The sequence below is a fragment of the Bacteroidota bacterium genome (genome assembly GCA_016711505.1).
Lineage (GTDB): Bacteria > Bacteroidota > Bacteroidia > AKYH767-A > 2013-40CM-41-45 > JADKIH01.
This window is the reverse complement of record JADJSV010000017.1, coordinates 22,412-37,056: the sequence shown is the minus strand read 5'-3', so window position 1 is coordinate 37,056 and position 14,645 is coordinate 22,412. Positions and strand designations below refer to the sequence as shown.

Annotated in this window: 10 protein-coding genes; 4 read left to right on the top strand and 6 right to left on the bottom strand. The window is 35.6% G+C overall.

Annotated elements, in window-relative coordinates:
• Entirely contained in the window at positions 1–984 is a 984-nt protein-coding gene (locus IPL24_13805) for a hypothetical protein (GenBank protein MBK8364686.1), read from the bottom strand.
• Positions 985–1,415: 431 nt separating this feature from the next.
• Here IPL24_13805 and IPL24_13800 point away from each other — a divergent pair, with 431 nt between their 5' ends.
• Both IPL24_13800 and IPL24_13795 read left to right on the top strand, forming a co-directional pair.
• A complete protein-coding gene (locus IPL24_13800) occupies positions 1,416–1,805 on the top strand; it encodes a GxxExxY protein (GenBank protein ID MBK8364685.1) in 390 nt (129 codons plus the stop codon).
• A 237-nt stretch (positions 1,806–2,042) separates the two neighbouring features.
• A complete protein-coding gene (locus IPL24_13795) occupies positions 2,043–2,444 on the top strand; it encodes a hypothetical protein (protein ID MBK8364684.1) in 402 nt (133 codons plus the stop codon).
• A gap of 171 nt (positions 2,445–2,615) precedes the next feature.
• On the opposite strand, the gene IPL24_13790 is transcribed toward IPL24_13795, so the two are convergent.
• Both IPL24_13790 and IPL24_13785 read right to left on the bottom strand, forming a co-directional pair.
• Positions 2,616–4,307 carry a T9SS type A sorting domain-containing protein gene (locus IPL24_13790; GenBank protein MBK8364683.1) on the bottom strand — a complete coding sequence of 564 codons (1,692 nt, stop codon included), beginning with the start codon at positions 4,305–4,307 and terminating at the stop codon, positions 2,616–2,618.
• Positions 4,308–4,662: 355 nt separating this feature from the next.
• Positions 4,663–5,064 (bottom strand): hypothetical protein, encoded by a 402-nt coding sequence (locus IPL24_13785; protein ID MBK8364682.1) that lies wholly within the window; start codon positions 5,062–5,064, stop codon positions 4,663–4,665.
• A gap of 258 nt (positions 5,065–5,322) precedes the next feature.
• Here IPL24_13785 and IPL24_13780 point away from each other — a divergent pair, with 258 nt between their 5' ends.
• Positions 5,323–5,601: a hypothetical protein gene (locus IPL24_13780; GenBank protein MBK8364681.1), complete on the top strand. Its 279-nt coding sequence runs from the start codon at positions 5,323–5,325 to the stop codon at positions 5,599–5,601.
• Between the two features lie 134 nt (positions 5,602–5,735).
• Here the strand turns inward: IPL24_13780 and IPL24_13775 are convergent, their stop codons facing one another.
• From IPL24_13775 to IPL24_13765, 3 genes are all read right to left on the bottom strand, one after another.
• Positions 5,736–6,116, bottom strand: coding sequence for a T9SS type A sorting domain-containing protein (locus tag IPL24_13775; GenBank protein ID MBK8364680.1), 381 nt, complete (start codon positions 6,114–6,116; stop codon positions 5,736–5,738).
• Complete coding sequence (locus IPL24_13770) at positions 6,091–7,425, bottom strand: hypothetical protein (GenBank protein MBK8364679.1); 1,335 nt, start codon at positions 7,423–7,425, stop codon at positions 6,091–6,093. Before IPL24_13770 ends, IPL24_13775 begins: the two co-directional genes overlap by 26 nt.
• A gap of 218 nt (positions 7,426–7,643) precedes the next feature.
• Positions 7,644–7,811: a hypothetical protein gene (locus tag IPL24_13765; protein MBK8364678.1), complete on the bottom strand. Its 168-nt coding sequence runs from the start codon at positions 7,809–7,811 to the stop codon at positions 7,644–7,646.
• Between the two features lie 1,465 nt (positions 7,812–9,276).
• Between IPL24_13765 and IPL24_13760 the strand changes: the two genes are divergently transcribed.
• Positions 9,277–14,577, top strand: coding sequence for a hypothetical protein (locus IPL24_13760; GenBank protein MBK8364677.1), 5,301 nt, complete (start codon positions 9,277–9,279; stop codon positions 14,575–14,577).
• Positions 14,578–14,645 lie beyond the last annotated feature (68 nt).

Here is a 14,645-nt window from a genome sequence, read left to right as displayed (position 1 = left end):
CTAATAATGCGTATCGCCGCCATGAGGCCATGTTATGTAGAGTGCTGAATCCGGCCTGTTCTGTCCGTCATAGAAGTGCCAACCGTGATTTCCAGCCCCACCGTCAAAAGAAGTTGCAGTTTCTGTAATTTGATTATTCGAATTGTAAGTACTCCAGGTGGAATCAGGAAAAATATACCATCCGTTTACATTATCCCACAAATGATTGCAAGATGAAAGCATGTTATTATTTGCATCATATGTGTATCTTCTCATCTCATCAGGCCTAAAAAGGTTGAGATTCCAAATATTAAATACTGTTTTTTCTATAAGAAAGCCATTTGAATTATATAAATATGTTACACTGTCAGTATCCGATACGACACCGGATTGGTACGTATGGTATAAAAAATAATCTATTGAATCATTTGATAAATAATAATTGTATTGATCACTTGATGGTTGAAGATTCGCGCCAAACTCCGAAAGACGATATCTGACTCTGTTTAGTGAATCGAAAGTGTAATAATCGCGTCGGGCATTGGACCACGGCGAATTGTAATTCATTTCTTCCTGAAGTACGATTTTCGTATTCGTAATTGAATCAAATGTAATTGTGACACGGGTTCCGTTCGTGTCAAACACTCCTGCATTATTAATGTAATAATATTTTGTAGAAATATGCAAGCTGTCATTTGGGTAAAATTGATTATTGGTTTGATGAAAATTGATCCATGTTCCATTTGTGTAGGTTTCCGTTGTCGAATCAATCAATCCTTGTTGACCCCAAATGTAATTAGTCCTTCTCACCGGGTTGTAATTTACATCATACACAAATTTACTCACATGAATTCCTGTTAAAAATGAATCGACGATATTTTCAATCGTACTATCCCCGTCAAAAAATTCCCAATGATGCGTAATTGTGATCGAGTCTACTTGTGAAAACAGTGTAGCAGGAGTTATGAAAAGCCAGGTTAAAATCAGTCTTGAAAAGTAATTCATTGAAATTTTATTTATTATTTGTTATTCGATTTCTGAAAGTGAAAGAATTATTTTGGAAATATAATAGAAATCACGTATAAATATAACAAAAGTTTTAAATATTCTTTTAAAAGAGAATTCAGAGATATTTTAAGAAACCATTCAAATTCCGAATCACTTCAAGCGTTGATTACCTTTTTCGGTTAATTATTTTCCAAACTTTATCCTTATCGTCTAAATAATTATATTCTTTTTCATCGCCTCAAAAATGTCTAATCAGGCATTTGTCCGATGATTGGATTTTTAGCATTCATGTATTGCAAAATAATAAGCGTCCATAATGTAGCTTCAAAATCGGACAAGTTCCGGTTTATCCATTTTCGAAGAATTTCTACTTAAATCACCATCAAATATTGGTTGTGAAGAAGAACACTTTCAGTGATCTTTGTTGTATGATTGACGAAACTTATAAATATTCAGAGATGACGGGACAGATCATCGGTTTAGCGATGGAAGTTCACAATCATTTAGGCAATGGATTTCAGGAAGTGATCTACCAACGAGCATTGGAATTTGAGTTTGCAAAAAATCAAATAAAATTTGATCGGGAATTTGAAATGCGAATTCTGTATAGGGGAGAAAATATAGGAACAAGAAGAGTAGATTTCCTTATAAATAAAATCATCTCAGTTGAAATTAAAGCTGTGATTCAATTAGAGCCCGTTCATTTGGCACAAGCTATGAACTATCTAGAAGCATATAATTTGGAAGTTGGACTGCTCTTGAATTTTGGAGCGCAGAGTTTGCAGATTAAAAGATTGCTGAACCGGAAAAAAGTTTGAAACTGGGAGAATGTCTGAAGCGGAAAGTCAGAACCTGGATTTGTCTGATTTATGGATTATATAGATTCAGTAAGTCGAAAGCGGTTTATCCTATCCAAAAAATCCAACAATCAGACAAATCCTGGTTCTGACTTGGTTTATTCCTGCGAATCTTGGTCTTAGTATGTTTTTTGAATATTAAAGTGGTCCATTGAAATAGTTGAATAGTTGCAAATTAAAAATCTAATTAAAAATATTATGATACATAATCAAAATGAAATTATCTATCTAAGGGCAAAAGAACTTAGGCAAATTGTAAGAGAAAAAGTTGCCACATCATTTACTGAGGATTCCGATCTAAGAGATCTGCTTTTGAAATTAAGTACTGACATTCCGTTACATATTGGCATAAGTTTGAAGTTAAATTCACTTGAGCAAATAATGGATAATTTGAATGACGCAAAGAAGAAATTAACTGAGTTATGTGTTGCAATTGATTTGATCACAAACGAATATTTTAAATTCGATGAATCGAAATTGAATGCAATAATAAATGAAATCTCAGAATTAATTCCTGTGAAAATTCAAAAGGCTGAAGAAGATGAGAGGCTGTGGATTGATGAAATCATGCAGGAGTTTTGTATTAAAGAGAATGAATGATTAAATGGAGATAATTTCATCTTTATCATTTTCTCTCTTATTGTTTTTTTTCGATTAACGAAATGTACAACTGTATTATAGATGTAAATAAACTTACCTCTGTATCCATTTCAACCGTTGTAAATTGTAAGTTGTGCAATGATAGGCGAATGTTGAGCGGAAATTAGAGATCTATTGAATCAGCACTTTGAAAAATCTAAAACCGGTAGCATTATACAGTCGAAGAATGTACACTCCCGAAGTGAATGTTTCAACTGAAAGTTTGGCTTCAATTCCTAATTTACCACTATGAATTAGTTGTCCGTTTAAATTCAACAAATCAAATCTCTCGAAATAATTTCCGGCGGATTGTTTTATAGTAAGTTCATGAGCTACAGGATTGGGAAAAACTGTTACTTCAACTTCATTTGACAAAGGTTCGTTTACACCAGCAATAATCAAACAAGCAGGATCCGGTTCATAGCTCCACATGTCATTGACGGTAATATCAAGTCCTCCACCTAAGGGACCGGGAGCTGTTTTGGTAAGTCCGCCAAAAAGATAGAAGACTCCGTTACGGTCTTTAAAACTTGCTGTACCACACCTTGAACCCGGATGACTGTTTATATCCGGAACACCTATTGCACCAAATTGTCTTTGTACATCAAGATTATTATTTGGATTAGGAACCGGTGAATTAACGAGCATCCAGCTTTTAGTTTGCATGTGAAAGCACCACAGTAACGATTGATTATAAGTATAAGCATTGGCAGGGTTTTCAAATTTTCCTCCAAACTTCCATAGGTTACCATCTTGATCTGTCCATGCAGCTCTTCCTTCAATTCCATTTGCAGGTGTTACAGTATCAGCAGGAATGCATTCAGGACCGTAATGTCCATATCCTGAAATTGAATCATCCCCTGCAAACCAAGCCCAGGAGTTTTGCATTGGATCAAAACACCAGAGATCATTCAGAAACTTATCGTAAACAAGGCCGGTATAGCTTCCTCCGAATAACCAAAACTTCCCGTCGGCACCCGTCCATGAAGTATGGGCAAAACGTTTTCCCGGATAGTTAAGAGTATCAAAAACTCCCTTTGTTCCATAATATCCCTGAGTAAAAATACTACTGCCCGACATCCATGTCCATTCATTTGTAGAAGGACTATATCGCCATAACAACTGCTCCGGCCAGAAATCTTCACCTCCACCGTAAAACCAAAAATTGTTATTTGCATCTACCCAGCTATCAGAACACTCATCCTTCCAACCGGGAGTATTTGCAGGACTTGACACGTATTTTGTACCCAGTACCCTGGGTGTTCTTACTGAATCTCCCTGCATCCATGTCCATTCTTTTGTTTGAATATCAAATTTCCATAGGTCATTCATAGCATTGTACTGAATTGTACCGGTTCGGTTTTTTACATATCCTCCATAAAGCCATAGATTACCACTGGTGTCTGTCCAGGCAGGACAACCTAGTCCGCGGCAACCGGGAGAATTTGTTGGAGAAGAAACACCTCTGGTACCAAAAGTCGGTGGCTGATTGATCAGGCCGCTATCTCCTTTTACCCATGTCCACATTCTGGAATCAGGGTCAAATTGCCAGAGATCTGAATAATATCCGGAGTTGTAATCCTTGCCGCCATATATCCAAAACTTACCGTCTTTACCTGTCCAGTAAACTGGTGCATACAATCCGGGAGGAACATTGCTGCTATCGGCTATTCCTTTTATTCCGTAGACAGGTGAGGTATAATAAGCACTGTCGCCATGTACCCATGTCCACAAACCACTTTGTCCATACAAGGATGAAAAAGTTGTCAGAGACAAAAAAAACAGAATCGCAGAAATGTGGACGGTTGTATTTAGTTTTTTCATCGTGTTGCGTTTGAGATTTGATCCTAAGAATTATAAAAAAACCAAAATAAATAATCATTGCAATTAAAAATCTTCGCAATATTTCAGAATGGTTCTTCAAAATTAAAATTATTTTTTACAATTCCAAATCCGGATTAAAAAAATGAACAATATTTCTTCTTTAAAAGCTACTCTTTAGTAAAATATCCAAATCCGCCTATCGTCGTACAGTTTACAATATTAAAAAGTTGAATTTGACACAACAGTATATTTAATTTGCATTTATGATTCGGTTGAAGATTAGGCCTAGCAGGTCAATTCAACGTTATCAGTTTCACTGTTTGGCTGAATGTTCAGCTGAATTATATATAATTTGTTAAATATTACTTTTCAAAATTCCGGATGGGATTTTTTTGAGCTTACTCGTTTTACCTTCATCGATCCAGTTTTTATATTTTCTCTGCTTCGCAGCAATAGCTCTTTTAGACTTTTCAATTGTTAATTCAGTTTTAATTTTTTGATCTACATCTTTAATAATTTTAGCTGTCCTGTAAACATTACGGCCTTTTCTGCAAACATTTTTCCCAACCGATAATGCCTGATAACCTTTGCTTGCCTGAATCAATATCGTAAATGTGTGCTGGCCTCTTTTGTCTCCATAGCTTTCTTTAATTATCTGGCCTGTATTAGTTCGCTCTCCACAAAAGATTGCATTCTTTCCATGATCTAAAAAGACTTTTTCAGTCCATTCAATTATCTGTCCTTTCACAAGATTCATTTTAATCTATTTTATTGTTTTCGTAAAATTAACCGATAATTTTCATCATCTTGTTCAATATAAGTATATAAATTCTTTTTAAAAACAAGTAAAGAATTGGCAAAAGGTGTAACAACATTTTAGACTACATAGCATCTGAATTATTTTATCAAAAAGTGAATTAATCGTTTACAATCAAATTTAAAGTCTTTGAACAGAAAAAATTGTCAATACATTTTATTTATTACCTTTAAAGAAAAGTATTCACCCAAAAGCCATATGAAAAAGAACATTATTTTATTCGGAGCCCTGACAATGCTGGTATTCGCTGCGTGCAACAGCCAAACTGAAACTAAGGAACCTGTTGAAGCAGCTCCTGCTCCTGTTGCCAGCGAGGAAAATAAAACTATAGTTGTTGATTCTGCATCACAGAAAGAAGGCACAACTATAAAAATGAATGAAAATGGTGTTAGCGTAGAAAATAAGGATGGGTCGAAAAAGAATAATGTAAAAATATCAAAAGACAGTTCGAGCATAGAAATTTCTAATCCGAAATAGAAATCTCTGCGGAGCTTTAGAAATAAAAGTAGAATATTGCCTGTTTAATTTCTCCTGATTGGCGGAATGTTCAGTTGAATTATATATTCAAATTAAACTTCTAACTATGTCCACTTCAAGTGTTGGAAATTGTTTCAAATCACAGAAAATGTACTAATCAATTTTATGAATTTTTGTAGAATCATGCTCCCGTTAGAAAGTTGTATGGAAATAAAATAGGTGCCTGCAGATATGTATTTAAGATCAAATTCAGATTCAGGATTATCTACCATTTTTACAGCAATAATTTCTCGACCTAATTGATCAAACACTTTGAAATTTAAAATGGGCAGTCCTTCGTGAACTCTGATATGAAAAATATTATTTCCGGGATTGGGATAAATATCAACCTGAGGAGTTTCTTTTTCAGAGACAGAAATAATATTATTTATAATACTCGTTTGATCTGTACTTAAAAATAAATTCGATGCTGCAGCATATCCATGAACCTCATCTAAGAATAATAAATTGGACACGGGTAAGTCGTATTGCAATTGGAAGCTTAGAAGTCCATCGTTTGAATAAAATATTCCACTGTCGAGTGGAAACCCATCCCGTTAATGAATCTGTCATATAGAAATCATAAATGTAGCCTGGAGAATTTAATGTAGTCCATGTATTCCCTCCATCAATTGTCATTTCAAACGAAGGTGCATTTTGATGTGCAATAAATCCATGCAACGTGTCTGTAAAAATTACTTTTTTGAAATAGTTTTGAAAAGACGGATCAGTATAGATTACATTCCAGGTAGCACCGTAATCACTTGTCCTAGCTAGCTTATTATATCTAATCATCCAACCATATTTGGCATCAGGAAAGGTACCATTAAAACAGGAAGTTGCATTGATTCCTGTTGCCATAGACCAGGTTAGTCCGCCATCCTGAGAATAATAAGTGTTATAACCCGCAGCTACGGCATGTAGCGAATCGGCGAAGTTTATATATCTGATCCTGTCATTAAAACTATAAATTTGAGAATAAGTTTGCATCTGATCATTCGATTCATAGAGAATAGTGTTGGAAGTTAAAGAATATGAATCCACGAAATACCATTCAGTATCAGATTTAGTTTGAATGGCGGTGTTCCACGTCAAGTAATCGAATTGATGCCAGGTAAATCCGCTATCAGTGGTATAAAAAGTACTGTTTCCGCAGGAACCAGGTGTGCAATCGGACGCACTTACAAAAATGCCATTCTTTGCTGAGCTCATAGCCAGTTGAGGATCTTCACTATTTCCATACGATCGAGGAAATGTATTCCATGTAATGTATTTCCAATTAGTTCCATCGTTGGATTTGAGGAGAGCGCCGGCATTATTAAATTCATAAAATGATCCATCCGAAACAAAAGCTCTGGGGAAATTATTGACGGATAAAAATAAAGGTGTTTGATAAACCATAGCCCAACTTATTCCACCATTGGTCGTTTGGAAAATTAGCTCATTGCTACTTACAAGGATTCCGTTCAGACTATCCCTGAATGCTATATCGCCACCGGAAACATTGCCTACCACCGTCCATGTTAATCCGCCATCCATTGTTTTCATCAACGAATATCTTCCTGTTAAAAAACCTGTTAATGAATCAACAAATGAAATTCCATTATTTGCATAACCGCCCATTGGTGATGGCAGTGAATCTGCAGTCCAATTTATTCCACCATCTATTGTATGATAAATTAATGAATCATAATAACCATTCATTATCCAACCATTGAGTGCATCTTTAAAATATATTTTCTTTTGATAAGAGCCCCAAGGTATATTTGTAAAAATCGAAGCCACCAGTTTTCTTAGGCATCTATGAGTGATGAAAATTATTTCCACCATTAGTATAGAGAATTGACTTGAAAGCCTGTTCCTCTGTGTCCAACATATAGGTTATAGCTACTATAACTTGAACTTAATTAAGTAGCTTTCGAAGCAAAATAATCCCTCTACTATTAATTTTGAGTTGTGTTCCGTTATTTGAATAATTGATTGGCCCATCAGGCAAGTTTGCACTAGTGAATCTCGATTGAATCAAGAATAGCTAAATAAAGAGACGGAAAATTATTAACATACTTATATCCGCCACATGCCAATTTTCCATTATCCAGAATTTCAAAAACGTAAGTTGAAAAATCGTAAGCTTTCGTCCAGATTGGATTTAAGTTGCTATCACATTTCATTATAGTAGTGTCCTAGGAACAGATATCAAAAATGGCCATCGGAATCTTCTGCGGCGCAGGCTGTACCGTGGATTGAAAAATATTTTTCAAAAATTTGTTGAGCATGTGTTGCGGAACTTATTGTCAGTAAGAGAATAGAAATAATTATTTTCATTTCAATGAAAGGCTTTGATTTTAATTAAATAGTACACAGGAGATTAGAACAAACATATAGAGATAAGATTGATTGCATAGGCACTATTTGGTAGACGAGTTTTTCATTATGTCAAATGGGCTTTTCTTAGTGTGTCTAAACTAATTAATTGATAAAGATGTTAGACTTGTGCTTACATTACGTCATTATAAATTAATTCATACTAATCAACTTTAATAATTTTACAATGAATCATAACGAATAAGCTACCCAACACCTATTAAAAACATTTAGAAATCTGTTCCGCAGACGATAATTATTTAGCGAAACACCCAAAACCCCTATAGCGAAACGTGAGCGAATCAATCCCGCGTCAAACGAGTCCTAACGTCTCCTTCCCGTTAGTTATCGGGAGAAAACAAAAAAGCCTCTTTCTTGCGAAATGAGGCATGATTGCATCATATCGGGTATAGATCATTCCGGTTGAAAATTCGTTTTTACTCCAATTAAATCGTTTCTGACGATTTTAAACAAACTTTTGTAAGTCATTTAAACCATATTTCACATCTCAATTAAATAGTTGTAAAAAAATCATTTTCAACTTCTCCAACGTTTTTTATTATCGAATATCTTATATTTAGCAAGGGAATTACACTTTCGAGGTATTCTTCATTAATGCAAGCCATCTTCGATACTATCAAGTTGATTAGATTTCATCTTTTCACAATTCCTTTATTGTAATTAATTCACACATTAATGATCACACATTATGCGCACTAAATTTATACTGCTAATAGTATTTTCTTTTTTTTCTAATTTCAAAGTTAACCGCTCAAGCGATCAACGATTTCCAATCACATCAAAGTGGAAATTGGAATCAGACTTCCACTTGTGAGAGATGGGATGGAACAACATGGGTCACCCGATCGACAGAATCTTTAAAGTCATTACTTCCTCAATCCCCTTACGCATGCAGTAGCGAGATTCCGCCGGGAGTTGGCAAGGCCGTTTCCTAGTGATCATTCCAATCAAAGTTAATAAATAAATCTATACTACCCGCTCGGGAATCTTGCCACTTCTTGAGAAAGGATAATACGGAAGTATTGAAAGCAAAAGAAATCACCGAGCGGTGGGTAGCTCGAAATTCGGAGTAAGCAGACCGGTTCCTACTATTCAGTTCAGATGAAATTTGACTTTATCCCCGAATTAGGTGATTGCAGGTTTATAGATTTAAATGAATCTTCGTAGTTGTCAGTAATTAAAACTGAATATATCTAATTCTGATAACTGACTCATTTTTGCAATTAATTACCACCTTAATCAACACACATTATGCGCACTAAATTTATACTGCTAATAGTATTTTCCTTTTTTTCTAATTTAAAGTTAATCGCTCAATCGATCAACGATTTCCAATCACATCAAAATGGAAATTGGAATCAGACTTCCACATGGGAGAGATGGAATGGAACAACATGGGTCACCCCGGCTCCATTTACACCTACTAATACTGAAGGTAGTATTACCATTTTAAATTCTCATATCGTATCTGTTTCGGCTGCCGTTTCCGCCGATCAAACAGTAATTAATACGGGTGGACAGATCACTACAAATCCTGGAATTGCATTATCAGTAGTCAACGGAAGCGGAGATGATCTCACTATCAATGGAACGTTTCTCAATTCCGGCACGTTGAGTATTTCCACCGGAACAATGAAAGTAAATTCAGGAGCTACATTCATTCATAATACCACTTCCGCAATTTCTTCAATTTTGAATGTTACTACCTTTGATATTAATTCGAATTTTATTTATCAGGGATCTTCTTCTCTGACTCCATCAATTTCAATATCCGGAAGAACTTTCGGAAATCTCTCTTTTGTTTCTACTTCAGGTTCATGGTCAACAACACCTGGAGGAAATTCAGCTATCTCTTGTAACAATTTAAATGTTGGGACCGGGGTTACAATAAATAATAACAATACCGCAAACTTTCTTATCAATGGTGATCTTACGATTGACGGTTCATTTATTAGCATCTCAACGCAGATATTTAAATTACAGGGAACTAGTAAAATAATGTCAGGTATTTCATTGACAAACTTTTTCGATTCTCTATATATAACATCCGGCGCCTCCTATTCTGTGCAAAATACTTTGCGATTAAGTGGTTCAGCTGGTGTAGTAGTGGATGGTGCATTGACTGTAAACGGCGGAATTAATTGTGGTACTGTTATCGTTTCAGGAACCGGCGCATTTAATTTGTCTTCCGGAGCTACTATGGAAGTCGGTTCATCAGCAGGGATCACGCTTCCTGGAAATGCCACCGGAAATATTCGAACTACAGGAGGAAGAAATTTCAATCCTGCAGCGAATTACATCTACAATGGTTCCTCTGCTCAGGATATTGGTTCTGCTCTTACTGTTGTAAATAATTTGACGATTGATAATGAATTTAATGTCAGTCAGAATGGTGTGGCTTTAACAGTAAATGGCACTCTTACCATTGTTGGTAGCGGAAATTTTATCAATCCAACTACATTCGTTTCTTCCAATTCTTCACTTACTTTAAACGGACCAAATATTGCTTTTGTGAATGGCAGTACGGCTGGATTTACAACCAACTCTTCTACAGATCTTAACTATGGTGGGTCAGATGCCGGGATAACCATCCCAACATCTGTGAGTACACTAAACACATTATCGATCAACAAAGGTTCAAATCATGTTGCAGTTTCTTCTTCTGTAACAGTATCAAATCTAATCCTTACAAATGGTAATTTTGTATGCAGTAGTGGTTTAGTTAAAATTAAAGCAACTTCAAGCATCACAGGTGGATCCGGTTCATCATATGTTAACGGCACATTAATTCGAGTTATAAATACAGGTGCAACTTCATCAATTACTTTTCCTGTCGGCAAACTTTTATACGAGCCAATCAAATTTAATAATGTTACAGTTTCTGGTTTCTCCGCGCTAGATTTGGAAGTTGAAGCACATGAATCTATTCCTGCAGGCGGTCCTAATACATCGAATTTACATGGTGAAATGACAAACAGGTACTGGTATGTAAATACTAGCGGATTAAGTTCAATAACATCAATTGGAAGTTTTGCATTAACGCTTACTACTCCTGTTCCGATACTTACAACAAATAACCTGGTAGGTTTTTCATCAAATAATTCTCAACTTTCTTACAGCAGTATTGGTGGTATTGTGGGAGGTTCCACAATTACAACAACTTTATCATTATCCTCATTCACAAGCGCTGTGAATTTTACCGGAGCATATATTGGAATCGGCGAGAATATTGTAGCCGGTGATTATTATGCGATCGGGCCCGGTGCTTCGTATACACAACCAAACGGAGATAATTATGTGGCAAAATTCGCAACACTTACGGCCGCTGTAAACGCATTAAATAATTTGCCTGGTAATTCAAAAAGATTTTTCGAATTTCAGAGTGATTATGTCAGTACGTCAGAAACATATCCGATAACAATTACTTATTCGGGAACAGCAACAAAAAAGGCGGTGTTCCGGGCACGATCTGATGCATCTTCTACAATCAATATTATAGGCCCATATAATACTTCTTTTGGTGGTATGATCGTACTTGATGGTGCTGACCATATCATTTTTGATGGTTCTCCGGGCGGGACATTGGGAACAACAAGAAGGCTGCGGTTTAGAAGCAGAGATGCTACACCTTTTCGCGCGGCATTTTATATTTATAATGACGCAACTAATAATTTGTTGAATGCCCTTGCGATTGAAGGAGGCTTAGGCTCAAGAAATATTTCTATTGGCCCGGAATCATCAGGAGGTTCAGGTAATGATTTTACTACCATTCAAAACTGCAAAATTGGTCATAGAATAGATAGCATTGGTATTCCATCTTATGGAATTTTTGCTGATGGATCTAGTGGAATGCAAACCAATGATGTCATTATTCAAAATAATGATTTCGTTGGCTGCCGTGATGCAATAGAAGTTAGAGCAAATATTGGATACTGGCTCATCACACAAAATAATATTTATGGAGACGGAATAAATGTATTTAATGGTGGGATTACTGTTTTGAATTGCGGTGTTTTGGATTTTAATGTTACGAATAATTATCTAGGTGGTACAGCTCCCGGAACCGGTGGTTTGCCTATGGTAATTTCAAGTAGCTCTTTCGTAGGTATAGATGTTGAAAATGAAGAACCGACAGGACGAATTAAAGTCAACAATAATAAGATCGCAAATATTGAGTTTAATCAAATTGGAGGTTTTGCGGCATTTAGAGGTATTGCTATGTCAGGGATTGTAACCGTTAATAATAATCTAATTGGTGATACTGTTCAGTCGAATAGTTTGAAATTTGACGGCGCGAACACTTTTGATTTTAAGGCTATATCTGCATCCTTATATTCTACTAGTTCATATGATACTATCACAAATAATGTCATAGCCAACGTGACATTTTTAAACGCTTCTTCCACCACTAGTTTTGAGGGAATGCGTCTTATTCATTCTGATATAAGTTCGATGCTTGTTTCTAATAATAAATTCAGTAACATATACAATGAACGAATAGGTGGAATGGCTCTAATAAGTCTTGAAAATACTTCTCCAAGTACTCAACATATTACTAATAACATTTTTGAAAATATTACTCAAACAAATCCAATGCTAACAAGCTTTACCGGAATTTATTGTGATGGTTCAGCAGTAAATGTTTCCGGCAACAGATTTGGGAGTTTAACTATTCCGAACTCGATTTCATTGGCTTCAAACGGAACATGTTCAGCTATATTAATCACGACCTCTGCTGTTGATGGAGCAGCAACTATTCAAAATAACACAATTTCTAATTTATTATCTACAGGTTCATCATCATTTACCGGAATTAATTTTTCAGGAACAGGAAGTTATTCTCATTCCATCACCGAAAATATTATTAATAATATAAAATCAACATCTATAAAATCTTCTGATGAAACCGGTGAGTCCGGAGATTTTGCGCTGATAGGAATTGTTTTGAATGCATCCAGTTCTATTCAGCCACAATTGATCTCAGGCAATTTAATTACAGGTTTGCTCGCGCAACCTTCTAACCGTGGCTTCTATCCTGTTGTATGTGGAATATTTGTTAAGAATGGAATTGTTAATGTGTTGAAAAATAAAATATATAATTTTCAAACAATTCCGGTTACGACTTCCGGCTCTCAAGTTTTACTTGGAATTAAATACCGTGGCGGAAGCGGAAGTATTACTGCCTCCAATAATATGATCTCAATTACTAATTCTCCTTATTCACATAGGGCATCGATTTTTGGAATTTATGATCATAGTACTTCCTCATCAGTCAATTCATTTTTTCATAATTCTGTTTATATCGGTGGCGTCAATTCAGGAGTTTCCAATTCATCGTCATTTTGGAGAAATTCAACAACAGGAAACGTACAGGTAGTAAATAATTTGTTTCATAATTATAGATCAGGTACCGGAAGTCATTACGCAATTGTGAATCTAACCGGAACTTCATGGAGCACTACAGCTTCCAATTACAATAATTTGAGTACATCCAACACCAGCACGCTTGGTATGTGGCCGTTTTGGCCGCTGAACTCAGATAAATCTTTTGCTGCTTGGAAAGCTATTTCCGGTGGCGACATGCAATCGATAAATACACCGGTAGTTTTTGTTAATAATGAGAATGATCTGCATTTAACATATGATAATTGTGATCATGTTAATAGAGGTGTTCCATCTTCAATTACAACTGATATTGATGGTGAGGCACGAAATAATACAACACCCGATATTGGTGCTGACGAATTAATTGGTGCAGGGATATTTTATTTTGCAGATTCAGATAATGACAATTATGGTTCAACAACAGATTCAGCAAGGCTTTGTACGCCATCCGGAATATATACTGCTTTAATAGGTGGTGATTGTAATGATGGAAATGCATTGATTAATCCGGCTTCAACTGAGATCTGTGGAAATGGAATTGATGAAAATTGCAATGGTCAGATAGATGAAGGCTGTATAGTTACATTAAATCTAAAGGTATTAATTCAGGGGTATTTATTAACATCAGGAACCATGCGTGCAGTGGTTGATAAAATTAATTATCCCTCAATTTGCGATACCATTATTGTAGAATTGCATAACACCAGTTATCCATTTAATTTAATACAATCAGCAAAAGAAATTATTGACACCTCAGGTTCAGGACAATTTATTTTCAATCCTTCCATTATCGGACAACAGTATTATATAGTTGTCAAACATCGTAATTCACTTGAAACATGGAGCAGCTTACCGGTGAACTTTAATTCTTCGTCTGTAAGCTATGACTTCACTACAGCTGCAAACAAAGCTTATGGGAATAACCAGTCAAGTTTAAGCAATGGCAAGTTTGGAATCTGGAGCGGCGATATTACGAATGGCATAACGTCTGGAATTAAGGATGGAATTATAAATTTCAACGACTTCATTCAGTTAGAAAACCAAACTTCAGGATTCATTATTGGTTACAATGTCAATGATCTCACAGGTGATGGCATTGTTGATGCGGAAGATTATTCATTGATTGAGAATAATGCAGCGTTAGGTGTTACACGTCTTAGTCCTTGAAGAGAAGTTATTAATTTTACATAGTAATTTAATCTGCATTATTAATTCGGTTGAACATTCCGGCGAGC